This is a genomic window from Sphingopyxis sp. (genome assembly GCF_965279755.1).
Taxonomy (GTDB): domain Bacteria; phylum Pseudomonadota; class Alphaproteobacteria; order Sphingomonadales; family Sphingomonadaceae; genus Sphingopyxis.
Genome location: NZ_OZ257261.1, coordinates 112,801 through 135,023 on the forward strand (window position 1 = coordinate 112,801; position 22,223 = coordinate 135,023).

Genomic DNA, 22,223 nt, shown 5'->3' on the forward strand with positions numbered 1-22,223 from the left:
AATCCGCCCCCCGCGACCCCATATGTCATTATCGCGGCAGACGTTTTTTCGTAGGCCACCGCGACTGAGAGACGCTTGGCGCTCCCGCTTACGCAAGAGGAGCCGCGCCGATGAGCAGTAAACCCGACCCCGATTCCGCCACGCCCGCCCCCGCTCCTGCTTCGGCAAAGTCGCACTCCAGCCGCGTGTTTCGCCCCAAATGCACCCCGCTTCCCCACGATGAAGCGCGGCGCCAGGGTAACATCAGCAGCCTTGCCTATCTGACGATGGGCGGCCGCGACCCCGCAATGGCCTTCCTCAACGCCGAAAATTCCGCCCTCGGCGGCCGCCCGCTCGCGCTCGCGACCGCCAGTGCCGAAGGCTATGCGCGCGTCGCCGCCGCGATCCACGCCTGGTCGCCGGGCCCGGCCGCCGGATGAGCCGCGCGATGAACCTCGCTTTGTCCGAAAGCGAAGTGACCACGCTCTGCACCGCCGCAGGGATCAGCGTCAGCGCGATCGAACCGCTGCCGTCGGGCGGCACGCACCTCGTCTGCACCACCGGCGCGGGCGCCGACGAAATCCGCCTGCGTCTCGCCGGCCACCTGATCGAAGGCGCGGTCACCCGCTATCGCTTCTATCGTCCGCCGGACAAATAGGCCGCCCCGCACAGCGTCAGCGGCCGCGGCAACGCCCTGATGTCGAGCGTCATCGCCGCGCTCAGCGAAAGCGGCGGCCCGGTGATGGACATCGTCGATTACAGCGAACACGCGATCGGCCAAGGCAGCAATGTGAAGGCCGCGGCTTACTTGGAATGCCGCACGGCGGACGGCAGGAGCCTGTTCGGCTGCGGGCTCGACACCGACGTCGCGACCGCGAGTGTGCGGGCGATTTTGTCGGCGGCTAATGGCGCATAGAAGTCAGCCCCTCCACCGCTACGCAGTCCCCCTCCCCATGCCCTACGGGCACAGGGGGGAAAGAAAAGCGATGCGAAGCGAGCCCAAAATCCTCCCTGTTGCGAAGCAATGGGGAGGGAGACCGCGCCCGAAGGGCGTGGTGGAGGGGCGATTAGCGCGACGCCAAAATCAGCCGAACCAACCCATCCACAACTCCATCGACATCCTTCAACACATCAACCGCCGCCACCCGCACCACAACAAACCCCTGCCCGCGCAACCAATCATCCCGCACAGCATCGCGCTCGATCCGAAAATCATGCGCCACCCCATCAACCTCAACGATCACCCGCCCCTCAGCCGCATAAAAATCCGCCACATACACCCCCACCGGATGCTGCCGCCGAAACTTCACCGCACCCGGCCGCAAACGCAGCCGCTGCCAAAGCAACACCTCCGGCGGCGACATCTCCCGCCGCAACCCCCGCGCCTTCCGAACCGTCGCCTTAAAAGTCTGCCGCACCCAAACCTCCCAACCAACTCCTCCCTGTGGCCAAAGGCCATGGGGAGGTGGCAGCCGCAAAGCGGCTGACGGAGGGGCCAAAAGCGCAACGCCCCAGCCCCTCCACCACCCTACGGGCGGTCCCCCTCCCCATCGCTACGCGACAGGGAGGAAATCAAAACCCCAACCCCCCTCCACCCCGGACCGATCCCCAAACAAAATCCTCCCCGTGCCGCAGGCATGGGGAGGGGGACCGCCGCGAAGCGGTGGTGGAGGGGCTTCAGCGCTGACCGCTGATTGCTAAAATCCGCGCTCGACGACCTCATTCAGATTGCCCAGCAGATATTCCTCGACCCTGAATGATCGGCCCGCTGCATTTAGCTCCGCGAAATACCCCAAGGAGTACCCACAAACATGCTCCGGAAGCGTTTTTCCATCCGCTGACCACACACCATCGTACGACTGCTTCGTCAGTGCTCTAAGACGATCGCGATCCTTCGTTTTCTCTGTCTCGGGATGCTCTATCCGCTTCATTTCGAGAGCAATAAGATTGTCTCTTTCGATGACTTTTCCTCAGCTATGGAGAATTAGATCGCAGGTGATCCGCACTATACGCAAGCGATCATCGAGCAAGGTTTTGACTCTGCCCTCTTGCATCCGATTATACTCGACGTCCGCGTAGTATCTGTTGAATCCCGCACCCTGCGCCTCGGTCGCACCGTAGAGTGCCAAGGCTGCGGAGAGATGATTATGCTGGAGGATCATACCCCGATCGCTGCGGTGCAGAAGATGATCGACGGAATTGAAATCAGTTAGCGACTGGGGTTGAACGGTCGCGCTTCCTCGTGGCCAGCATTCCGTCGATAGATTGCGGGTAGGATTAGCGAGCCACGCGAACGAACTTAATCATTTCGGGGCCGCAGTGATTTTCTTGGCAAATTAATTCCTTGCCGCAGCCGTTCTCTACCGCATTGCCCACGATCACGACTTGCTTACCAACATTGGCTCTAAGTTCGGAAGCCTGGTCAGCTGTGTGAAGAATGCCAACGCACTTTTTATCTCGGGAGATCAAGTTGAAAATTGATCCATACCGTTCCAATCGCCCGGAAAAAGAGTCCTCAAATCGAGGGCTTAGGCTCTCGTTGTTCTTCTCTGATATCGTGGAGCAAGCCGCTAGGAAGCCTGATGAAGCGCAAGCAACTAGCAAAAACAAGGATTTCACATTCATGGCCTAGAAGCCCTCTGCATTTGATTCAATCGCTGCACGATCACACTCTTAGTAGAAGCGGAAACCGTAAACGAAACTGCCATCGGTCGCGACATTATCTGGCAGAAAGACTAAATAATCTCCCTTTCCTACAATTCACCCATATGGTTCATTCTCTCAGTTTCATCTAACCGAAAGGACGAATCGATGGACGACGCCGCCCCCAATCCCGCCGACATCCCCGCCCCCGGCAGCTATCACTGGACACCCAAACTCCAGCGCGCGTTTCTGGAGAGCTTGGCGACCACCGGGTCGGTGAAGATCGCCAGCGCGTCGGTCGGCATGTCGCCGCGCGCGACCTACGATCTCAAGCACAAGCCGCAGGGCGCGGCGTTCCGGCTCGGCTGGGCGGCGGCGGTGCTGATCGCGCGCGGGCGGCTCGCCGACGAGCTGCTCGACCGCGCGATATGGGGGCATGACGAGATGACCACCGTCATGCGCGAGGAGGACCGCAGCCTCACTAAACGCCGCCGCATCGAATCGCGCCTCGGCCTCGCGATGCTCGCGCGCCTCGACCGCATGGTCGAAACCCGCGCGAAAGCCGGCGAGGAAATGCTCGCGCAGATCATCGCCGGCGACTGGCCGGGCTTCCTGTCGCTCTTCGATGCCGCCGAGGCAGCCAAGTCCGACGGCGCCGGGGCCGACGCATCGGATGCCGAGACGCACGCCGACGCGCGCGCCGATGGCCGCGCCGACGGTCTCGGGGCCGCGCTCGCGCTCTGGCTCGCCGGTCGCGACAACCGCGCGAACCCGCTCGCCACCCTTTGGCGCGGTACCGCGATCGCGAATGAAGTTGCGCAGTTTTCCGCCGATGACGGGGAAGAGGAACAAGCCGATCCCACCCCCGAGGAAGAGGCCGCCGCGATGACCGTCTGGCACGACGACGAAAGCGGCGAACTGCGTACCAACTTTCCCCCGCCCGACGATTTCGTGGGGATCGAGGAGGGCCAGTTCGGCCATGAGGATTATGAACGCTCGCTCGATGCCGAGGAGGAGGTCGCGTGGGAGGCCGCGTGCGCCCAAATCTACGCCCCGCTGCGACAGGCCGGCGAAGCCGCCCGCCGCGCCTTCTTCAACCTGCCCCTGCCCGCCAACGACCCGGCCCCGGCGGACGAGACAAAGGCGCGGAAAAGCGCGAGCGGCTGAAATCCCCTCCCTGTCGCGAAGCGATGAGGAGGTGGCAGCGCGAAGCGCTGACGGAGGGGCAATGGCGGCGCCGTTGCCGCCCCACCACCACGCCCGGCGGGCGCGGTCGCCCTCCCCATGCCTGCGGCATAGGGAGGACAAAATGGGCTCAACCTTGACTTTTCAATGGAATGCGCCCATATCCGGAAAGCTATCGTCGCAGGCGACGGAAAATTCTCACGTGCTACGGCCTGAAATTCCCTTCACATGCTACCAAGCTCCTCCGGTGCTTTTGCCGGCGGATTCCCGTTTCTTCGTGAAAGGAAACATCAAATGGCCATCGGCACTGTAAAATTCTTCAACACCGACAAGGGTTATGGCTTCATCGAGAATGAAGACGGCTCGGGTGACAGCTTCGTCCACATCACCGCAGTTCAGGCTGCCGGCATGGACACGCTCCACAAGGAACAGCGCGTTTCCTACGACCTCGAAACCGGCCGCAACGGCAAGGTTTCGGCGATCAACCTCCAGTCGGTCTGATCTGAATTCGTCCGCGTGGCGGGCCGGGTGTCACGTTTCGCGCATCCGGTCCGCCCCGGCCGTTCCGCCGCGCGTCCTTCGGGGCGCTCCGTCCACCTGTAACCAAGCAATTTCGTTTAAAATCAAAGATAAAGATGATGACTATGTTTAGTAATACCAATTCGATTTTCCCCGCTCTGCCCGCGCTGTCGCTGGCCGGCAAGGCCCAGACGGTCATCCCGTCCCGCCGCCGCCGCCCGACGCTTTCGCGCCGCGAGCTCCGGCGTCTCATCGCCGATATGGTCGACTGATCGACCGTAAACCCTAAGGAAGCAGCCATGTCGGCCACTATCGAATTCTACCTCACGCAGGCTGAAAAATGCTCTACAGAGGCCGAGGCATCGGCGCTGACCCAGGTCCGCGACCGCAATCTGCGCGCCGCTGCGGCGTGGCAGGCGATGGCCGACAAGCTGCTCCACACCGAACAATTGCGCGCCGAGAAAGACCGGCTCGCGGCCGCCGCGCGCGGTTGACGCCGGCGCGGTGCAGGCGCCATGGCCCACGCCATGACGACATCCTCTGCCGGCCGCCCCTTCACCCACCGCATCGCCGTCGCTGACGACCTCGCGGCGCTCCGCACCGTCATGGCGCTCGCCATCGCCGAGCTGCAAAAGGGCTTCCTCTCGGACGAACAGATCGCCGCCAGCAACGCCGTCATGGGCCTCGATACCCAGCTCGTCGCCGACGGCACCTATTTCGTCATCGAGGACGGCGACGCCATCGCCGGCTGCGGCGGCTGGTCGTACCGCGCCACCCTCTATGGCGGCGACCACAGCAAGGATCTGCGCGATCCCGCGACGCTCGACCCCGCCGTCGATGCGGCGCGCATCCGCGCCATGTACACCCACCCCGCATTTGCCCGCCGCGGCGTCGGCCGCCTCATCATGACGCTCTGCGAGGATGCGGCGCGCGCCGCGGGTTTCCGCCGCGCCGAAATGATGGCGACGCTGTCGGGCGAACCGCTCTACCGGGCCTGCGGCTACACCGCGATCGAGCGTATCGAGGCGCCCGGTCCGAACGGCGTGGCCGTCCCGCTGATCCGGATGGGCAAGGCGCTGGATTGAGTCAGGCTGCGGCGACCGGCATCGCCATGCCCCGCAGCCGCTCGGCATCCCGCGACGGCGGCAGGCCAAAGGCGCGGGCATATTCGCGGCTGAACTGCGATGCGCTCTCGTACCCGACCGAATAAGCCGCGCGGCTCGCCTCGCTGCCCCCCGCCAACAGCCGCCGCGCCGCGTGCAACCGCAGCGTCTTCTGGAACTGCAGCGGGCTCATCGCCGTCGCCGCCCTGAAATGCCGGTGAAACGAAGCAACGCTCATCCCCGCAATCTCGGCCAGCTTGGCGGTCGGCAGCAACGTGTCGAAATGCTCATGCATCCACAGGATCGCCCGCCGAACCCGCGACAGCCGGCTATCCTCTTGGGCAATGGCGCAAAGCTGCCCGCCCAGCGGCCCCTGCAGCAGGCGATAGAGGATTTCGCGCTCCCGCATCGGCGCCAGCATCGCAACGTCGCCAGGCCGGTCGAGCAGCCCGAGCAGGCCTGCCCATGCCTCGACCAGTTCTTCCGTCACCGACGCAACCGCGAATCCTGCCAGGTCACCCGGCGGCGTCTGCCCGATCACGGTGGGATCCATGCTGGCGATCAGATCGGCCAACACGGCACGGTCGATGCGCAGCGCCGCGGCGACATAGGGCTTGTCCAACGTCGCCTCGACCACCCGGCCGACCGCAGGCAGGTCGAGCGAGGCGACAAAATAGCTCGACGCGTCGTATCGCAGTACCCGGTCGCCAATCACGACCTGCTTGGTCCCCTGCAGGATCAGGCAGGTGACGGGCTCATAAACAGTCGCGATCCCGCTCGTCGGCGCACATTGCGTCGCGACGACCAGCCGCGGCACCGGCGTCTCATAATATGGGGAAACCGCATGACGCAGAACCTGCGCGCAGATCGAGTCGAGCCGTTCTCTCATAAACCCAACATCGGATGCCGCGTGGCAGCGCGCAAGGTCGCTTATCGACTAACGCCTTCGCATTGACAGGAATAGGCAAGCGAACGCCATGATCGGGCAGCGCAACGACGGGCAGCCCGCTTATCATGATCGGACAGGGCATCCCCTCCCCCGCCCTGCAACCCAAGGAGTCCATCATGACCCAGTTCAATGCCAAATCGACCACCGACGACGTGCTGGCCGGCGTCGATCTCAAGGGCAAGCGCTTCCTCGTCACCGGCGTCTCGGCCGGGCTCGGCGTCGAGACCGCCCGCGCGCTCGTCGCCCATGGCGCCGATGTCGTCGGCGCGGCGCGCGACCTGACCAAGGCCGAGGGCGCGACCGCCGAAGTCCGCGACGCCGCGGCGCAAAGCGGCGGCAGCTTCGAGCTGATCCGGCTCGACCTCGCCTCGCTCGCCAGCATCCGCGCCGCCACCGATGCCCTCAACGCCGACGGCCGCCCGTTCGACGTCATCATCGCCAATGCCGGCGTGATGGCGACGCCCTTCGGCAAGACCGAAGACGGGTTCGAAACGCAGTTCGGCACCAATCACCTCGGCCACTTCACCTTCGTCAACCGGATCGCTTCGCTGATCAAGGACGGCGGCCGCTTCGTCAGCCTCGCCTCGTCGGGGCACCGCTTCTCGAACGTGAACCTCGAAGATCCGAACTTCGACAATGGCGATTATGAGCCCTGGGCTGCCTATGGCCGTGCGAAGACCGCGAACATCCTCTTCGCCGTCGAGTTCGACCGCCGCCACAAGGATCGCGGCGTGCGCGGCATCGCGCTCCATCCGGGCGGCATCCACACCGAACTTGGCCGCCACCTCGACGAAGGCGCGATCGAGGCGCTGCTCGAACAGATCAACGCCTCGGCGCGCGCCGCGGGCGGCGAAGAGTTCGAATTCAAGTCGGTTCCGCAGGGTGCGGCCACCTCGGTCTGGGCCGCGGCGGTCGCCGATCCGGCCGAAGTCGGCGGACGCTATCTCGAGGATTGCCACGTCGCCGAACTCGCCGACGACGACGGTCTGCGCGCCGGGGTGCGCGCCTATGCGATCGATCCCGACAATGGAAAGGCCCTGTGGGCAAAGAGCGAGGAAATGGTCGGCGAGCGTTTCTGACGCCCGGCATCAGCCGATCCGGAGGAAGGCGGTGACCGTCAGCCGCCCTTCCGCCGGATCGGCCGATAACGCCGCGTCCGCCGCAATCGCGCCGCTGTGGAGGTTCCAGCTGCGATAGAGCAGCGCGCGATTATAACATGCTTCGGCGGCATGAATGCGCTCGAACAACGGCGTGTCGCCGTCGATATAGGCCGGCGCGGGCGGTCCGCCATGCCGCAACTCGGTATCGAGGTGGCGGAAGAATATCTCGCGCCGCGCCTCGGTCACGGTCTCGAAGCCCGTGGCGCGATGGCGGTAGAAAGCCGTGCCACCCCTGCGTGGCGAGAGATAATGAATGAGCGCGATGCGATCTTCGTCGAACGCATCGACATGCGGGAGGCGCTGCGCAATGGACAGCGCATCCGTCGCCGTCGCGACGATCGAGAAGCTTGCGTCGACAACCTCGATCGGCCCCGACCGTCCGAACGCCTCGACCGCTGCGGTGGCGATGAGCGGAAGCTGCTCGGCCAGATAGGTTTCGGGCAACGCAGCACGGACGCCTGGATAATGCTGCCGCCCCGGCTCGAACGCCGCCGCTGCGGCAAAGGCCCGCAGTGCGTCTGGATTGGCGGCGAAACCGTCGAGGACGGCGAGGGGCTGCGCCTCGTCGCCGATGCTCCCGACGCGAACGGCGCTCATTCGGTGTGCGGCTTGATGGCAACGGGTTCCGCAGCGGGTGCGACGACTTTCGCAAGGTGACGCCGCAGCGCTTCAAGTGCAACCGCATTGCCTTTGGCGAAAAAGGCAACGAGCGCGCGGCCGCCCTCGCTGTCGGGATAGCCCGTCGCAGTCAGCGTCAGCCGCGTTCCCGAGCCCTCTGGTTGAAGCTCGATGAAGGAGGTGACTTGCTTGTAGTCGTCGCCGTGCGGGAAATCGTCGGGCACCTTGATCGTCCGGAACACCAGCAACCGCCCGGGAATGCGTGCCACGAACTGCTGCCAGATCGCGCCCGGACCACCCGCCAACTCATCCGGGTTGTAGCTCGTTTCGATAACATCGCTCTCGCCCTCCGCCCAGCGGGCGAGCGGAGCAGCCCAGCTCCTCCACCCCTCGGGCGTCGAGATCGCCGTCCACACGTCGGTGATTGGCGCGGCAATGACCGTGCTGTGGACCGTCATCGCGGTACCGTCGGCTTCGGTCTTGGTTGCCGTTTCGATCGTCGATGCGGGGGAAGCCTCCGGTGCGGCTTCGGTGACAGGCTCGGCCGCGGGAAGATCCTGCGCCATCACCGGCGTAGCAGCCATGATCAACGCGAGCGGGATCAGTGCGCGCATCATGCCGCCTCCGCCACGGGATGCGGCGCCGAGAAGCGCTGGCGATACTCCTGCGGCGACAGGCCGGTGATGCGATGAAACAATTTCCTGAACGCCGCTGCATCTTCATATCCGACCGCCCAGGCGATCTGGTCGACCGTCCGCTTGGTGAACTCCAGCAGCTCGCGCGCCTTGCCGACGCGGATATGCTGGACATATTCGACGGGGGTCATGCCGGTCGCCGCCTTGAAGCGACGTTGGAAGGTTCGCTCCTCCATTCCCGCCTCAGCGGCCATGTCGGCGAGCACGACCGGCCCGGCGCCCTTCGCTTGCAACCAGTGCTGGACCTTCAGCACCGGTTCGTCACCATGGGTCAGCTTCGGCGCGAAGCTCGCGTAGTTCTTCTGTTCGCGCCCCGACGGGTCGATCAGCAGGAACCGCGCCGTCTCCATCATCACCGAAGGCCCCAACAGCCGCTCGACGATACGAAGGCCCAGGTCGGTCCAAGCCATCAGACCACCCGCAGTGATGATATCGCCCTCGTCGATCACCATCCGGTCGGCTTCCAGCCGCACATCGGGAAAACGCGCCTTGAATTCCTCGGCAAAGAACCAGTGCGTCGTTGCCGGTCGCCCGCTCAGCAGGCCCGTCGCGGCCAGCGCAAAAGATCCGCCGCAGTTCGACGCCAGGACCGTGCCCTGCGCATGCCGGTCGACCAGCCAGCGCGCGTAGGGCGCGACCTCTTCGGCCTCAAGCAGCCTGTGCAGGCTTCCCGGCGTGACAATCACGCTTGGCGAATTCGCCGCGGGCTCATCGGGATGGCTGTCGAAGCAACGGGCAAAGCCGCCGCCTTCCTGCATCCGCCAGTGGCTGACGCGGATCGGCTGGCGGCCGTGATCGACGGCGAACCGCCCGGCGATATGGAACAGGTCGGTTATTCCGTGGACCATGCCCATCTGGCAGTCGGGATAGAGCATCATCCCGACCTCGACGAGCGTCTGGGGCGCATCGGGTAACTTCAATCTGGGCATTGTTGCTCCCCTGTCGCTCATTTGTCGGAATCGGACCGCATAATGTCGCGTCCGCCAATCCCGATCAAGCCCGACCCGGCCTATCTCCAGATCACCGGCGGACGACCCGCCCCTGACGAAACGAAAGGAACCACGCCATGACCACGATCGCAACCAAGGACGGCACGCACATCTTCTACAAGGATTGGGGTCCGAAGGACGCTCAGCCGATCGTCTTCTCGCACGGCTGGCCGCTGTCAGCCGACGCCTGGGACGCCCAGATGGTGTTCTTCGCGAATCAGGGCTTCCGGACCATCGCTCACGACCGCCGCAGCCACGGCCGCTCGGATCAGGTCTGGGACAACAACACCATGGACCAATATGCCGATGATCTCGCCGAACTGATCGAACAACTCGACCTCAAGGACGTCATCCTTGTCGGCCACTCGACCGGCGGCGGCGAAGTCACCCGCTACATCGGCCGCCACGGCACCGCGCGTATCGCCAAGGTCGCGCTTATCGGCGCAGTCCCCCCGCTGATGCTCAAGACCGAGGCCAACCCCGGCGGTCTCCCCCTCGACGTCTTCGACGGCATCCGCAAAGGCACCTTCGATAACCGCCCGCAGTTCTTCAAGGATCTGACCCTGCCCTTCTATGGCTACAACCGCGATGGCGCCGTCATCAGCGAGGCGGTGCGTGACGAATTCGTCCGTCAGGGCATGAACGGCGGTCTCAAGGGCTTGCTCGACAGCATCCGGGCCTTTTCGGAAAGCGACTTCAATGAGGATTTGAAGAAGTTCGACAAGCCGACACTCGTCCTCCACGGCGACGACGACCAGATCGTGCCGATCGGCGCCGCGGCGCTCTCGACCGTCAAGATCGTCAAGCAGGCAGTCCTCAAGGTCTATGAGGGCGGCAGCCACGGACTGACTGTGACCGAGCAGGACCGCTTCAACACCGATCTTCTCGAATTCATCAACAGCTGATAAGGAAGAGGCGCGGCTCCCCCACCGCGCCTCCTCTTTTTTACGGAAGGAGACGTGCCATGATCCTGGGTTTGAGCATTCCGCAATTCACCACCCTGCATGTGCTGATCAGCTTTGTCGGCATCATCGCGGGCCTTGTTGCTATCCCCGCCCTTGCGCGGGGGCGCGTCCTGCCCCGCACAAACGCGGTCTTCCTATGGTTCACGCTGCTCACCAGCCTGACCGGCTTCCTTTTCCCGATCGTTGCCTTCACACCGGCGCTTGGCACGGGGATCGTCTCCACGCTGGTGCTAGCGATTGCCTTCTGGGCCTGGTACGGTCGCAAGCTCGCCGGTCGCGCCGCTTCAGTCTATGCCGTCACCGCCACGATCGGCCTCTGGCTCAACCTGTTCGTGCTGGTCGTCCAGTCGTTCCTGAAGGTGCCTGCGCTCAACGCGCTTGCTCCCAACGGCACCGAACCGCCGTTCGCCGCAGCGCAAGGCACCCTGCTCGTCCTGATGATCGGTCTCGGCTATCTCGCCTTCAAGGCAAGCCGCAAATGGGCGACCACCTGAGCGGGGCTTTCGGGACGGGGGCGGCCTGTATGGGTCGCCTTTGTCATGTCCAATGGACAGCCGATCACGCAACCGCTTAAAGGCCCGTGCATGACCGCATCCCCTCACCCCGAAAAAGTTCGCGTCGCCGCCGTCCAATATGGCCTCCGCGGCATTTCCGGCCCCGAGGCATTCGAAAATCAGGTCGAATATTTCGTCCTCTCCGCCGCAGACTATGGCTGCGACTTTATCGTCTTTCCCGAACTCTTCCCCATGCAGCTTCTTTCGTCGGGTGAGCGCCTTCCCGCTGTCGAAGCCATGGCCGCGATCGATGCGGCTACCCCGCGTTTCACCGCTGTCATGACCAGCCTCGCGCAGAAATATCGCATCAACATCATCGGCGGTTCGCACCCGGTCCGCATCGAAACCGGCGCAAAGCGCAACCGCTGTCACATCTTCCTGCGCGACGGCAGCACTCACCACCGCGACAAGCTCCACCCCACCCCGTCCGAACGCGAGGCTTGGGGCATCGAGGGCGGCACAACACGCGATGCCGACGTGATCGAAACCGACTGCGGCCCTATCGGCATCACGATCTGTTACGACAGCGAGTTTCCCGAACTCCCCCGTCGCCTCGTCGATCAGGGCGCCGAAATCCTGTTCGTCCCCTATTGCACCGACGACCGCCGCGGGCACCTTCGCGTCCGCTATTGCTGCGCCGCGCGCGCAGTCGAAAACCAATGCTATGTTGTGACCGCGGGCGTCACCGGCAATCTGCCGAACGTCTTCAATATGGACATCCACCACGCCGAAAGCGCGATCCTGACTCCATCGGACATGCCCTTCGCCCGCGACGGCATCGCCGCCGAAGTCACGCCCAACACCGAAGGCATGGCGATCGCCGACCTCTCACTCGCCGACTTGCGCGAGGCACGCGCGGGCGGCGCCGTTCGCAACCTGGCAGACCGTCGGCACGACCTTTACCGCATCGACTGGAGCTAGCGATAACACCAGCGCATCTCCTCTTGCACGACCTTCCCTTTACGTTAAGGTAAGTTTCAAACCGCAACTGGAGAGAGTGATACAATGGCCCTTCCCCCGATCTTTGACCGCCTGCGCCTGCCCGTCATCGGGTCGCCGCTGTTCATCGTGTCGGGGCCCGAACTCGTCATCGCGCAGTGCAAGGCCGGCGTGGTCGGCAGCTTCCCGGCGCTCAACGCCCGCCCACAGACGTTGCTCGACGAATGGCTCCACCAGATCACCGAGGAACTGGCCGCGTGGGACCGCGACAATCCCGATCGCCTCTCTGCCCCCTATGCGGTCAACCAGATCGTCCATAAATCGAACGACCGCCTCGAACAGGATATTGCGACCTGCGCCAAGTGGAAGGTGCCGATCACGATCACTTCGCTCGGCGCGCGCGAAGAACTCAATCAGGCCGTGCACGGTTGGGGCGGCATCACCCTCCACGACGTCATCGACGACCGCTTTGCGCGCAAGGCAGTCGAAAAGGGCGCCGACGGCCTGATCCCCGTCGCCGCCGGTGCCGGCGGCCATGCCGGCCGCCAGTCGCCTTTCGCGCTGGTGCAGGAAATCCGCGAATGGTTCGACGGCCCCGTCGCACTCTCGGGCGCGATCGGCCATGGCCGCTCGATCCTTGCCGCACAGGCTTGTGGCGCCGACCTCGCCTATATCGGCAGCGCCTTTATCGCGACCGCCGAGGCGAATGCCGATCAGGGTTACAAAGACGGCATCGTCGAAGGCCGCGCGGCCGACATCGTCTATTCGAACCTCTTCACCGGCGTGCACGGCAACTACCTCCGTCAATCGATCGTCTCGGCCGGGATGGACCCCGACAATCTGCCTGAAGGCGACCTCAAGACGATGAATTTCGGCTCGGGCGGCAACACCAAGGTCAAGGCGTGGAAGGATATCTGGGGGTCAGGTCAGGGCATCGGCCCGGTCACCGCCGTACGCCCCGTTGCCGAGTTCATCGGCGAACTTGAAGCACAATACCTCGCTGCCCGCCGCGAACTCGAAGCGAAGGTCAGGCTTTGACCGCCTTCTCCAAACATCCTGTCGATCGCTTCGTCCAGATAGGGGCGGTCGGCAAATAGCCGCATCGGATCGCGCCGGTTGAGCCAGAAAGCGCCGCCGTGGCGATCTGTCAGCGCCCGTCGCATCGCATCTTGCAGTAACCGCAGCCGCATGACTGCAACGCGCCGCGCCGAGCGCAAATCTGTGGGTGCGTTGAGCGCGAAATGAACGCGAATCTGCTCGACACGAGCCGTCATCACATCATTATATCCCTGATGCGGCCCGCGATGCAGGGCATGTCCGGACGTCAAAGCAGCGCTCTCGCAAGCTGGCAGCACCAACCCGTTATGGCTGAAGTGGTGAAGCGAGAAGGCTTCGGCCTCCAGCCAGTCGAACATTATAGCCATTTGCGGGCGATGCAGCAGTCCGACGGGGATCAGATGATGTCGCTGGAACCCCGGACGTGGCGGCGGAGCTTGTTGCCACCGCCGCGATGCCATCAAAAATCGCTGCCGAATTCCGCTCGAATCACCGCGTCGCGCTCAGCGCTGCCACCAACCGGCCGAAGCACAACCCATTCGCCCGGGTTCAGGCCTCGCAGACCCCGCTCCTCGGTTACCGGTCCATGGAGCATGATATCCAGTGCCAGCCGCGCAAGCCGTTTGACCATTTCAGCAACGGTCCAGCCCGGAGGAACTCCGCCTTCGATCTCCTGCCCCCCGAACAACGCCAGCCCTCGCGTCCGCACCGTTGCGCCATCGGGTCTGTCGCTCCGGCGAAAGGCGACCAGATGCAGAACCGGCGGCATACCGCTGACCAGCATCTCGGCCATCGCCCCTCTGAACTGCGGCGCGTCGGACCACAGCCGCGCTGGCGACCAGAAAATATGGCTCGCATCGAACAAATCGATCAGCAGCACCGTCATCTTGAAAAATTCGCGTAGCCGCGTCGGTTCGATTTCGACGCCATCTACGACCTCGGGAACGAGGGTCCATATCTGCCCCTCTCCCCGCCACCCGGGAGGAAGCCGCGCGGCGAGCATGCTCGTTGCCGGATGTTGCGGATCGGCATCCGCCAGCGCCGGTGCCGACGTCGACCCGACGATCAGGCTCATCGACCCCACGCTCAAACGATAGGCTGGCGCAGAAACGCCTGCCACCCCGTTCCCCGCCGGTTCCGGCCGCAGCCCCATCCGGCGGAACGACGCCTCGGGGTTGCCTCCCGGCAGCGTGCCGACAATCAGCACAAAGGGAGCCGGCGCTGCCGGTGCGATCGACGTGGTGCTGCTGTCCGTTTGCATGACGTGGGCCGCCCTCCCCGAGGGATCATCCTGCATCGCAAGAGTTGCCGGAATGTTCAAACGCTTATTCGGACATTGCCGTAAGTTAACGAGCAGCCCGGATCAGATCGCGACCTGGCTACCCAGCTCGACAACGCGGTTCGTCGGCAGACGGAAATACTCCATCGCGCTTTCCGAATTGCGCAGCATCCACGCGAACAGTTTCTCGCGCCAGATCGGCATACCGGGTTTACTCGCCGCGATCAGTGTCTGGCGCGAAAGGAAAAAGCTCGTCTCCAGCATCTTGAACTCGCCGCCGCAGCCGGTTGTGCGCTTCAGCGCCTCGGGCACATCGACCGGCTGCATGAAGCCATAGTTCAGGATCAAACGGTGGAACCCCTGCCCCAGCGCTTCGAGCTGACAGAGCTTGCTCTCGGGCACGAACGGCACGTTAGCGATCTTGATCGTCAGCAGGATGATCCGCTCATGCAGCACCTTGTTGTGCTTCAGGTTGTGGAGCAACGCATGCGGCACGCCATCGGACGAGGAGGTCATGAATACCGCTGTTCCGGGAACCCGGGTTGCGCTGTTAGCAGCGGATTTCACGAATACCGGGATAGGCATCGCGCCCTCCGCCATTTCCTGCTGCATCAGCTTGCGCCCACGCGACCAGGTCGTCAGCATCGTGAAGATGACCAGCCCGATCGCCAGCGGCACCCAGCCACCATCGGGTACCTTGATCAGATTCGCGCCGAAATAGGCGATGTCAACGATGAAGAAGACTGCAAGGATGGGCAACGCCTTCCACGCCGGCCAGCGCCACAGGACGAACAACACCACGCTCATCAGGCAGGTGTCGATGAACATCGCGCCGGTCACCGCGATGCCATAGGCGGCGGCAAGGTTGCTCGACGAGCCGAAGAACAGGACGAGAAGGATGACCATCACCATCAGGCCCCAGTTCACCACCGGAATATAGATCTGCCCCTGCGCCGACGCGCTCGTGTGATCGACGCGCAGGCGCGGCATGAAGCCGAGCTGGATGGCTTGCTGGGTCAACGAGAAAGCGCCCGAAATTACGGCCTGGCTCGCAATGATCGTTGCGAACAGCGCCAGAATGACGACCGGCACCTTCCACGCTTCGGGCATCATCAGGAAGAAGGGATCCTGGATCAGCTGCGCGGTCGGGGCAACCTCGCCCGCCAGCACCATCGCACCCTGCCCCATATAGTTGAGCATCAGTGCGGGCAGCACGAACGCCAGCCAGCTGATCCCGATCGGCGCACGTCCGAAATGCCCCATGTCGGCATAGAGCGCCTCGGCGCCCGTCACCGCCAGCACGACGGCGCCCAGCGCGATGAAGGCGGTAAAGCCGTCGAGATAGAAAAAGCGCAGCGCGTTGATCGGGTTGAGCGTGTGCATCACGATCGAGGGATGATCGACGATATGGATCACCCCCAGCACCGCGAGCATCAGGAAATAACAAAGCATGATCGGGCCAAAGAGCATTCCGACCTTGGCGGTCCCGCGCGACTGGATCGCGAACAGGCCGATCAGGATCGCCAGCGCGATCGGCACGATATAGGGCTCGAACCCGCGGCTCACATATTGCAGGCCCTCGGTCGCCGAGAGCACCGACATCGCCGGGGTGATCATGCTGTCGCCATAGAAGAGCGCGGTCGCGAACACCCCGAGCAGGATGATCGGCCAAGTCCAGCGCTTGCCCTCCGACGACCGGCTGATCAGCGCCAACAGGGCCAGACTGCCGCCCTCGCCCTTGTTGTCGGCGCGCATGATCGTCATGACATATTTGAACGTCACGACGAGCATCATCGACCAGAACACCAGACTCAGCACGCCATAGATGTGCAGCCGGTCAGCCGCGATCGAATGATGGCCGGCAAAGGTCTCGCGGAACGCGTAAAGCGGGCTCGTACCGATGTCGCCGAACACCACGCCCACGGCACCCACGGCAAGCTTCAGCTTGCTGTCGGCGTGATGCCCGTGGCCGTAATGGGCCGTTTCGGCGGCGGCAGTACCGGCGTCCGAAGCGCCGCCTGCGGCCTGTTGCGACTCAGCAGTCATTGCGCGCCTTTAGACGAGCCGGAGCCTTTGTAATAGGTTCCAAATCGGGACGCATCCTCAGGGCGCCGCAGGCGCCTCGGGCGGCAGTTCGGGCCCCATGGCCTGACGAAGCTGCGCCAGACGCAGTTCAAGGTCTTGGCGCCATGGCGCATTCTCCGGCGACCGTGCCAGAAGCTGGCTCCAGACCGCATTCGCTCCCTTCAGATCGCCGCTCTGCGCCATTGCCAGCCCCGCGAAAAACGGCGGCGCCGGATGGTTCGGATCGCGTTTCGCGGCTTCGTCGAAGGCGAGCGCCGCCGCGGGCGACATCACCCCGCCGCCGTGCGCCACCAGCGCATTGCCCAATCCGACCCACAGGTCGACATTGTCGGGATATTTCTCGAGCCCCTTTTCTAGCGACTGCGCCGCCAGTTCGGTCTTGCCGGTACGCATGAAACCGTCGGACATGCCTATCCATTGCGCAGCCGGGCCGAAGCGATCGGCCATTCCTTGCTGCCGGTCGGTGATGGCTTCACCGAACCCGTCGGGTTCGGGCGCCGCGACGACCGGTTTGCCGGGCAGCGAGGGACTCCCCTGCAGGGCGTAGCCCACCAGCCCCAGCATCACCGCCGCCCCTGCGAGCGGCTGCGACGCAGTTGGCAGCTTGCCGAGCCATATCATGCCGCCGGCGGCCAGCATCGCGGCCAGGAAAATCCACAGCCAGATCATGCGTCACCATCCCCATCGGCGTCGCCGCGCCGGAAGCGGCCGAAGGCCAGCCAGCCACCCAGCGCGAGGAACAGCAAAGGCCCGAACCAGAGCAATGTCGTCGCCGCGTCGAGCGGTGGATCGTAGCTCACCCAATTGCCGTAGCGCGCGACGAGCCATTTTCGGATCGCGTCCGGGCTCTCGCCCGCCGCGATCTTCGAACGCACTTCATGCCGCATGTCGCCCGCGAGCGGCGCGTCGCTGTCGGCGATCGACTGCCCCTGACAGACGAGGCAGCGCAGCGTCTCCATCAATTCCTTCGCCTTCGCCTCTTCCGCCGGGTCGCGCAGCTGCTGATAGGCGTAGGGAGCCGGCGGCAGCCGATCCTGCGCCGCGACCGGCGCGATGATCGACGCGAACAGCAGGGCCAGGATCAGCCACAGCCTCACTTCATCGCCTCCAGCTTGGCAACGATCTCGGGCACCTGATCCTGCAGGATCACGCCCTGAATCTGCTCGCGGATGATCCCCTTACCGTCGATCAGGAAGGTTTCAGGCACCCCCGACGATCCGAGTGCGATCTGCACGCTGCTCTGCTGGTCCGACCCGATGCGGTCGAACGGATTGCCATTTTCGCGCAGGAACGCCGCGACATCTTCGGGCCGGTCGCGGATCGCGATCCCGTCGATGGGCACCCCGGCCGCCTTCAGGGCCTCGAGCTGCGGCGCCTCGGCGCGACACGGGATGCACCAGCTCGCGAACACATTGACCAGCCGCGGCTTGCCGTCGGCCAGTTGACTGCTCTTCAGTCCCTCGATCCCCCCAGTCGCGGGCGGCAGATCGAATAGCGGCATCGGCTTGTTGATCCACTGCGACTGGATCAGCGTCTCGGCGGGTACCGTCAGGCGATAGATGAAGGCGCCGAACAACAGCCCCATGACCGCCAGCGGTACGAACAAGACCCAGCGGTTCCTCATGCGAAACGCTCCTGCGCCTTGCGGGCACGCCGGGCGCGCCAGATTTCGAGCAATTGCGCGCGGCCGAGCATCGAGAGTGCGGCGCCGACCGCGATAAGCGCACCGCCCAGCCATATCCACCACACCAGCGGCTTCCACCACAGGCGCAGCTGATAACGGTCGGCGGTCCCGTCGGGTCCGGTCACCGGCTGACCCAGCACAGCATAAAGCTGCCCACCCGGCCGCGTCAGCAACGCCGCCTCGTTCGTTTCGGTCGGCGCTGTGCCCATCAGACCGGGGAACATCCGCGCCTCGGGATGCAGCGTGAAAGAAGCACCCGACGGCGTCGTCGCGACCAGCGTTCCGCGGATCGCGGTGTAGTTCGGCCCCGCGACGGGCGCGACGCCGACGAACTTCACCGAAAAGTCGGATACCGTCACCGTCTCACCCGGCGACGCCGCCACAAGCCGTTCCTTGATGAACGCGCTCTCGGCGCCCATGCCCGCGAGCGCGATCGCGACGCCGAAATGTGCAATTACCATGCCCCAGGTCGGCAGCGGCGTGCGCCGCAGGTTCCGGCCCCAAAGCGGCGCAAGGCTAGCGACTGCGACAATCCCCGCCACCGTCATGCCGAGCAGCGGCAGCACGCCGACCTTGCCGCCGAACAGGATCAGCGAGAACAACACCACCGCGCCCGCCAGCACCGCTGCGGGCAGCCGCGACCATAGCTTCTTGCCGTCGTCCTTCCGCCAGCTGAGCAACGGACCCGCCACCATTACGAGACACAGGATCAGCGCCAGCGGCCCGGCGACCTTGTTGTAATAGGGCGGCCCGACCGAAATCTTCTCGCCCATCGCCTCGGCAACGATCGGATAGAGCGTACCGAGCAACACCAGCGCGAGGATCGTCGTCAGCAACAGATTGTTGATCACCAGCGAGCCTTCGCGGCTCATCAGGGCGAATTTCTTGCCCTCGGCCACGGCTCCCGCACGAAAGGCGAAAAGCGTCAGCGCACCGCCGATATAAACAGCCATAAGCACCAGCAGGAAAGTACCGCGCTCGGGATCGACGGCAAAGCTGTGGACGCTCGTCAGCAAGCCGGATCGGACGATGAAGGTGCCGACCATGGACATCGAAAAGGCAATCACCGCCAGCATCACCGTCCAGGCGCGCAGCGCGTTGCGCGTCGCGGTAACGCTCACCGAATGCAGCAGCGCCGCGCCGGCAAGCCACGGGATCAGCGACACATTCTCGACCGGATCCCAGAACCACCAGCCGCCCCAGCCAAGCTCATAATAGGCCCAGTAGGAGCCGGCCGTGATTCCGAGCGTCAGGAAAATCCAGCTTCCCAGCACCCACGGCCGCATCGCGCGCGCGAACGCGGGACCGATCTCGCGCGTGATCAGCGCACCGACAGCGAAGCTGAAGGCGACCGAAATTCCGACATAGCCAACGTAAAGTGTCGGCGGATGGAACGCCAAACCCGGATCCTGCAACAGCGGATTCAGCCCCTGCCCGTCGGGCGGCGCAACCGGCAGACGCTTGAACGGATTCGACGAGAACAACAGGAAAGCGAAGAAGCCAAGGCTGAGCGCAGCCTGCGCCGCAAGCGTTGCAATCAGCGTGTCGTTGCGAAGCCGCCGCTCGAAAATCGCGACGAGCGCACCCGAAACGCCAAGGATCGTCAGCCACAACAGCATCGACCCTTCATGGTTGCCCCAGGCGCCTGCGACCTTGAACAGCATCGGCTTCAGGCTGTGGCTGTTGCGCGCCACCAGTTCGACCGACATGTCAGACCGTACGAACAGCGCGATCAGCAACGCGAAAGCGCCGGCAGTGAGCACACCCTGCGCGACGCTGGCCGGACGGACGAGCGCGGCAAGGTCATCCTTGCCAGTGCGGACATAAAGAATGCCCGCAATCAGCGAAAGACATGCAAGTGCCGCGGCGATCCACAGCAGAGCCTGGCCCAGTTCGGCGATCATACCTTCGGCGCCACTTTCATATTCTTCGGCATCTCGCCCATCTGCGGGGGCATATAGCGCTCGTCATGCTTGGCGAGGATGCGGTCGGCGACGAACGTTCCGTCGGCGCGCATCCGGCCGTCGGCAACCATGCCCGAATTTTCGGCGAACAGGTCGGGGACGATCCCCTTGAACTGAACCGGAATCGACGCCTTGCCGTCGGTGGCGACGAAATCAATCGTCAGCCCGTCGGCCTGTCGCTTGATGCTGCCCTCAGCGACCATACCCCCCAGCCGCATCGGCTCGCCGACCACGGTCTTGCCGTCCTTCACCTCTACCGGGGTGCGAAAATAGGCCGCCTCGTCGCGCAGCGCGCTGGCTGCCAGAACGCCGGCGCCCGCGACACCGCACAGCGCGACCGCTGCCAGAATCAACCGTTGATGCTTCGCCTTCATTTGCGATCCCCGCGCGGCGCCCCGCCGCGCCGACTATCGGCGCGCAGCGCGTCACTGCGTTTCTCGGCCTTCGCCATCGCGCGCCAGCTTGCCCACAGCACCGCACCGGTGAGCAGCGCCGTCAGGGCATAGGCCGCCGCCACATAGGCCCATTGCCCGCTCCCGCTGATCACCCCCGTCACGCCTCAATTCCCTTCGTCGTCGTCGGCAAGGCGCCGCAGCCTGGCCGCAACGCGGTTGTCGGCGATGATCCGCCGCATCCGCATCAGCACGATCGCTCCGAATAGCAGCGAAAAACCGATAAGGGTCAAGCCCAAAGGCCACAGCAAGGTGCCGTCGATGCTCGATCCGCCCAGCGTAATGCTCGGTCCCTGGTGCAGGCTGTTCCACCACACGACGCTGCGGTTGATGATCGGAATGTTGATCGCGCCGACAAGGGCGTAAATGGCAGCGCCGCGCGATAGCGACCCGCCCTGCCGTTGCCCGTCGTCGCCGGTCGTGAGCGCGATGAAACCCGCATAGAGGAACAGCAGGACCAGCATCGAGGTCATCCGCCCGTCCCATTCCCACCAGGTGCCCCAAGTCGGCTTGCCCCAGATCGATCCGGTCGCAAGGCACAGCGCCGTAAACAGCATCCCCGGCACCGCAATCGCGCGGGCCGCAATTCCGGACAGCGGATGGCGCCAGACGAGCTGCACCAGCCCCGCAACCGCAAGCGAGGTCCAGCCTCCCATACCCAGCCAGGCCGACGGCACATGAACATACAGGATTCGGGCGGTTTCGCCCTGCTTCGCCTCGCCTGGCACCATCGTCAGTCCGGCAAAGGCGCCGCCCAGCACGAGCAGAAGCCCGACGCCGAGCAGCCACGGTGTCAGCGGCTTGGCGATCGCCAGAAAGCGGGTCGGGTTGGCATAAGCGTGCATCGGTTTCGCGTCGTCTTTAGGTGAGGCCGATTTATCGGTCCAGTGAATTGCCCGGCGCGACCCGGCCGCGCTTCTCTCGCCCGCCTGATCTGCGCCGTCAACCCTGTGGGTCGTTACGCGTTTCCCTTCCGAAGCCATTGAGCAAGGTCAAAACGCCCCGATGATGCTTGGGGATTCAGCCCTCCGGCCGCGTCCATATCCAGCTTCCCGTCACCACTGCCGCGATCGCCGGCGCCATCACCCATGGCCAGGGTGAAAAGATCGCCGCCAGAACGATACTGAATGCGAATGCGACAGTCGCCGCGATCTTGCCCTTGCGGCTGATCGCACCCTTCTCGCGCCACGCGACGATATGGTGCCCGAAATGCGGATGGTTCAGCAGCCATGCCTCAAGCCGCGGCGACGAGCGCGCGAAACAGAAGGCGGCCAGAATGACGAACGGTACGGTCGGCAGCAGCGGCAGGAACGCGCCGATCGCGCCGAGTCCCAGCGAAGCCCAGCCTGCGACCAGATAGAAATGCCGTTTCATCGGGGGCTGGCTTAGCGGAAATCGAAACCCG

Annotated in this window: 28 protein-coding genes and 1 pseudogene; 13 read left to right on the forward strand and 16 right to left on the reverse strand. The window is 64.3% G+C overall.

What is annotated here, in order from left to right; genetic code table 11:
* Positions 1-110: 110 nt before the first annotated feature.
* From ACQY80_RS00555 to ACQY80_RS00565, 3 genes and pseudogenes are all read left to right on the forward strand, one after another.
* Positions 111-419, forward strand: coding sequence for a hypothetical protein (locus tag ACQY80_RS00555; protein ID WP_428682584.1), 309 nt, complete (start codon positions 111-113; stop codon positions 417-419).
* An 8-nt stretch (positions 420-427) separates the two neighbouring features.
* Positions 428-637: a hypothetical protein gene (locus ACQY80_RS00560; RefSeq protein WP_428682586.1), complete on the forward strand. Its 210-nt coding sequence runs from the start codon at positions 428-430 to the stop codon at positions 635-637.
* A 12-nt stretch (positions 638-649) separates the two neighbouring features.
* Positions 650-895: pseudogene (locus ACQY80_RS00565) on the forward strand (alpha-isopropylmalate synthase regulatory domain-containing protein); the annotation flags it as partial.
* A gap of 151 nt (positions 896-1,046) precedes the next feature.
* On the opposite strand, the gene ACQY80_RS00570 reads toward ACQY80_RS00565, so the two are convergent.
* Positions 1,047-1,397 carry an endonuclease domain-containing protein gene (locus ACQY80_RS00570; protein ID WP_428682588.1) on the reverse strand — a complete coding sequence of 117 codons (351 nt, stop codon included), beginning with the start codon at positions 1,395-1,397 and terminating at the stop codon, positions 1,047-1,049.
* A 1,393-nt stretch (positions 1,398-2,790) separates the two neighbouring features.
* On the opposite strand from ACQY80_RS00570, the gene ACQY80_RS00575 reads away from it, so the two are divergent.
* The 5 genes from ACQY80_RS00575 (at position 2,791) to ACQY80_RS00595 (ending at position 5,411) form a co-directional block, all read left to right on the forward strand.
* Entirely contained in the window at positions 2,791-3,789 is a 999-nt protein-coding gene (locus ACQY80_RS00575; protein ID WP_428682590.1) for a hypothetical protein, read from the forward strand.
* Between the two features lie 312 nt (positions 3,790-4,101).
* Positions 4,102-4,308 carry a cold-shock protein gene (locus ACQY80_RS00580; protein WP_428682592.1) on the forward strand — a complete coding sequence of 69 codons (207 nt, stop codon included), beginning with the start codon at positions 4,102-4,104 and terminating at the stop codon, positions 4,306-4,308.
* Positions 4,309-4,445: 137 nt separating this feature from the next.
* Positions 4,446-4,598, forward strand: a complete 153-nt coding sequence (locus ACQY80_RS00585; protein WP_428682594.1) for a hypothetical protein — start codon at positions 4,446-4,448, stop codon at positions 4,596-4,598.
* Positions 4,599-4,625: 27 nt separating this feature from the next.
* A complete protein-coding gene (locus tag ACQY80_RS00590) occupies positions 4,626-4,820 on the forward strand; it encodes a hypothetical protein (protein WP_428682596.1) in 195 nt (64 codons plus the stop codon).
* A 33-nt stretch (positions 4,821-4,853) separates the two neighbouring features.
* On the forward strand, positions 4,854-5,411 hold the full coding sequence (locus ACQY80_RS00595) for a GNAT family N-acetyltransferase (RefSeq protein WP_428682598.1): 558 nt from the start codon (positions 4,854-4,856) through the stop codon (positions 5,409-5,411).
* A gap of 1 nt (position 5,412) precedes the next feature.
* Here ACQY80_RS00595 and ACQY80_RS00600 read toward each other — a convergent pair whose 3' ends face one another.
* Positions 5,413-6,318: an AraC family transcriptional regulator N-terminal domain-containing protein gene (locus ACQY80_RS00600; protein WP_428682600.1), complete on the reverse strand. Its 906-nt coding sequence runs from the start codon at positions 6,316-6,318 to the stop codon at positions 5,413-5,415.
* Positions 6,319-6,494: 176 nt separating this feature from the next.
* Here ACQY80_RS00600 and ACQY80_RS00605 point away from each other — a divergent pair, with 176 nt between their 5' ends.
* The gene (locus ACQY80_RS00605; RefSeq protein WP_428682602.1) at positions 6,495-7,457 is read left to right on the forward strand and encodes an SDR family NAD(P)-dependent oxidoreductase; all 963 of its coding nucleotides are present in this window, start codon (positions 6,495-6,497) and stop codon (positions 7,455-7,457) included.
* Between the two features lie 9 nt (positions 7,458-7,466).
* Here ACQY80_RS00605 and ACQY80_RS00610 read toward each other — a convergent pair whose 3' ends face one another.
* Genes ACQY80_RS00610 through ACQY80_RS00620 form a run of 3 tightly spaced genes read right to left on the reverse strand, consistent with a single transcriptional unit; the run spans position 7,467 to position 9,780 of the window.
* Positions 7,467-8,135: a DUF6445 family protein gene (locus ACQY80_RS00610; protein WP_428682604.1), complete on the reverse strand. Its 669-nt coding sequence runs from the start codon at positions 8,133-8,135 to the stop codon at positions 7,467-7,469.
* Positions 8,132-8,773 carry an SRPBCC family protein gene (locus ACQY80_RS00615; protein ID WP_428682605.1) on the reverse strand — a complete coding sequence of 214 codons (642 nt, stop codon included), beginning with the start codon at positions 8,771-8,773 and terminating at the stop codon, positions 8,132-8,134. The genes ACQY80_RS00610 and ACQY80_RS00615 overlap by 4 nt, the downstream gene beginning before the upstream one ends.
* Positions 8,770-9,780, reverse strand: a complete 1,011-nt coding sequence (locus tag ACQY80_RS00620; RefSeq protein WP_428682607.1) for a GlxA family transcriptional regulator — start codon at positions 9,778-9,780, stop codon at positions 8,770-8,772. Before ACQY80_RS00620 ends, ACQY80_RS00615 begins: the two co-directional genes overlap by 4 nt.
* Before the next feature lie 137 nt (positions 9,781-9,917).
* Between ACQY80_RS00620 and ACQY80_RS00625 the strand changes: the two genes are divergently transcribed.
* The 4 genes from ACQY80_RS00625 (at position 9,918) to ACQY80_RS00640 (ending at position 13,336) form a co-directional block, all read left to right on the forward strand.
* Complete coding sequence (locus ACQY80_RS00625) at positions 9,918-10,745, forward strand: alpha/beta fold hydrolase (protein WP_428682609.1); 828 nt, start codon at positions 9,918-9,920, stop codon at positions 10,743-10,745.
* 59 nt (positions 10,746-10,804) lie between these two features.
* Positions 10,805-11,299, forward strand: coding sequence for a hypothetical protein (locus ACQY80_RS00630; RefSeq protein ID WP_428682611.1), 495 nt, complete (start codon positions 10,805-10,807; stop codon positions 11,297-11,299).
* A 90-nt stretch (positions 11,300-11,389) separates the two neighbouring features.
* Positions 11,390-12,280, forward strand: coding sequence for a carbon-nitrogen hydrolase family protein (locus ACQY80_RS00635; RefSeq protein WP_428682613.1), 891 nt, complete (start codon positions 11,390-11,392; stop codon positions 12,278-12,280).
* Positions 12,281-12,364: 84 nt separating this feature from the next.
* Complete coding sequence (locus ACQY80_RS00640; RefSeq protein ID WP_428682615.1) at positions 12,365-13,336, forward strand: NAD(P)H-dependent flavin oxidoreductase; 972 nt, start codon at positions 12,365-12,367, stop codon at positions 13,334-13,336.
* On the opposite strand, the gene ACQY80_RS00645 is transcribed toward ACQY80_RS00640, so the two are convergent.
* The 11 genes from ACQY80_RS00645 to ACQY80_RS00695 form a co-directional block, all read right to left on the reverse strand.
* Positions 13,225-13,815 (reverse strand): AHH domain-containing protein, encoded by a 591-nt coding sequence (locus tag ACQY80_RS00645; protein WP_428682617.1) that lies wholly within the window; start codon positions 13,813-13,815, stop codon positions 13,225-13,227. The genes ACQY80_RS00640 and ACQY80_RS00645 overlap by 112 nt on opposite strands.
* Positions 13,815-14,615 carry a hypothetical protein gene (locus ACQY80_RS00650; RefSeq protein ID WP_428682619.1) on the reverse strand — a complete coding sequence of 267 codons (801 nt, stop codon included), beginning with the start codon at positions 14,613-14,615 and terminating at the stop codon, positions 13,815-13,817. The genes ACQY80_RS00645 and ACQY80_RS00650 overlap by 1 nt, the downstream gene beginning before the upstream one ends.
* A gap of 102 nt (positions 14,616-14,717) precedes the next feature.
* Positions 14,718-16,679, reverse strand: a complete 1,962-nt coding sequence (locus tag ACQY80_RS00655) for a potassium transporter Kup (protein WP_428682621.1) — start codon at positions 16,677-16,679, stop codon at positions 14,718-14,720.
* A 57-nt stretch (positions 16,680-16,736) separates the two neighbouring features.
* Positions 16,737-17,387, reverse strand: coding sequence for a tetratricopeptide repeat protein (locus ACQY80_RS00660; protein WP_428682623.1), 651 nt, complete (start codon positions 17,385-17,387; stop codon positions 16,737-16,739).
* The gene (locus ACQY80_RS00665) at positions 17,384-17,815 is read right to left on the reverse strand and encodes a cytochrome c-type biogenesis protein (RefSeq protein WP_428682625.1); all 432 of its coding nucleotides are present in this window, start codon (positions 17,813-17,815) and stop codon (positions 17,384-17,386) included. The genes ACQY80_RS00660 and ACQY80_RS00665 overlap by 4 nt, the downstream gene beginning before the upstream one ends.
* Positions 17,812-18,342 carry a DsbE family thiol:disulfide interchange protein gene (locus tag ACQY80_RS00670; RefSeq protein ID WP_428682627.1) on the reverse strand — a complete coding sequence of 177 codons (531 nt, stop codon included), beginning with the start codon at positions 18,340-18,342 and terminating at the stop codon, positions 17,812-17,814. Before ACQY80_RS00670 ends, ACQY80_RS00665 begins: the two co-directional genes overlap by 4 nt.
* A complete protein-coding gene (locus ACQY80_RS00675) occupies positions 18,339-20,306 on the reverse strand; it encodes a heme lyase CcmF/NrfE family subunit (protein ID WP_428682629.1) in 1,968 nt (655 codons plus the stop codon). Before ACQY80_RS00675 ends, ACQY80_RS00670 begins: the two co-directional genes overlap by 4 nt.
* Positions 20,303-20,740, reverse strand: coding sequence for a cytochrome c maturation protein CcmE (ccmE, locus tag ACQY80_RS00680; protein WP_428682631.1), 438 nt, complete (start codon positions 20,738-20,740; stop codon positions 20,303-20,305). Before ccmE ends, ACQY80_RS00675 begins: the two co-directional genes overlap by 4 nt.
* Positions 20,737-20,922 (reverse strand): hypothetical protein, encoded by a 186-nt coding sequence (locus tag ACQY80_RS00685; protein ID WP_428682633.1) that lies wholly within the window; start codon positions 20,920-20,922, stop codon positions 20,737-20,739. The genes ccmE and ACQY80_RS00685 overlap by 4 nt, the downstream gene beginning before the upstream one ends.
* 3 nt (positions 20,923-20,925) lie before the next feature.
* Positions 20,926-21,663: a heme ABC transporter permease CcmC gene (ccmC, locus tag ACQY80_RS00690; RefSeq protein WP_428682635.1), complete on the reverse strand. Its 738-nt coding sequence runs from the start codon at positions 21,661-21,663 to the stop codon at positions 20,926-20,928.
* 175 nt (positions 21,664-21,838) lie between these two features.
* The gene (locus ACQY80_RS00695; protein ID WP_428682637.1) at positions 21,839-22,192 is read right to left on the reverse strand and encodes a YbaN family protein; all 354 of its coding nucleotides are present in this window, start codon (positions 22,190-22,192) and stop codon (positions 21,839-21,841) included.
* Between the last annotated feature and the right edge of the window lie 31 nt (positions 22,193-22,223).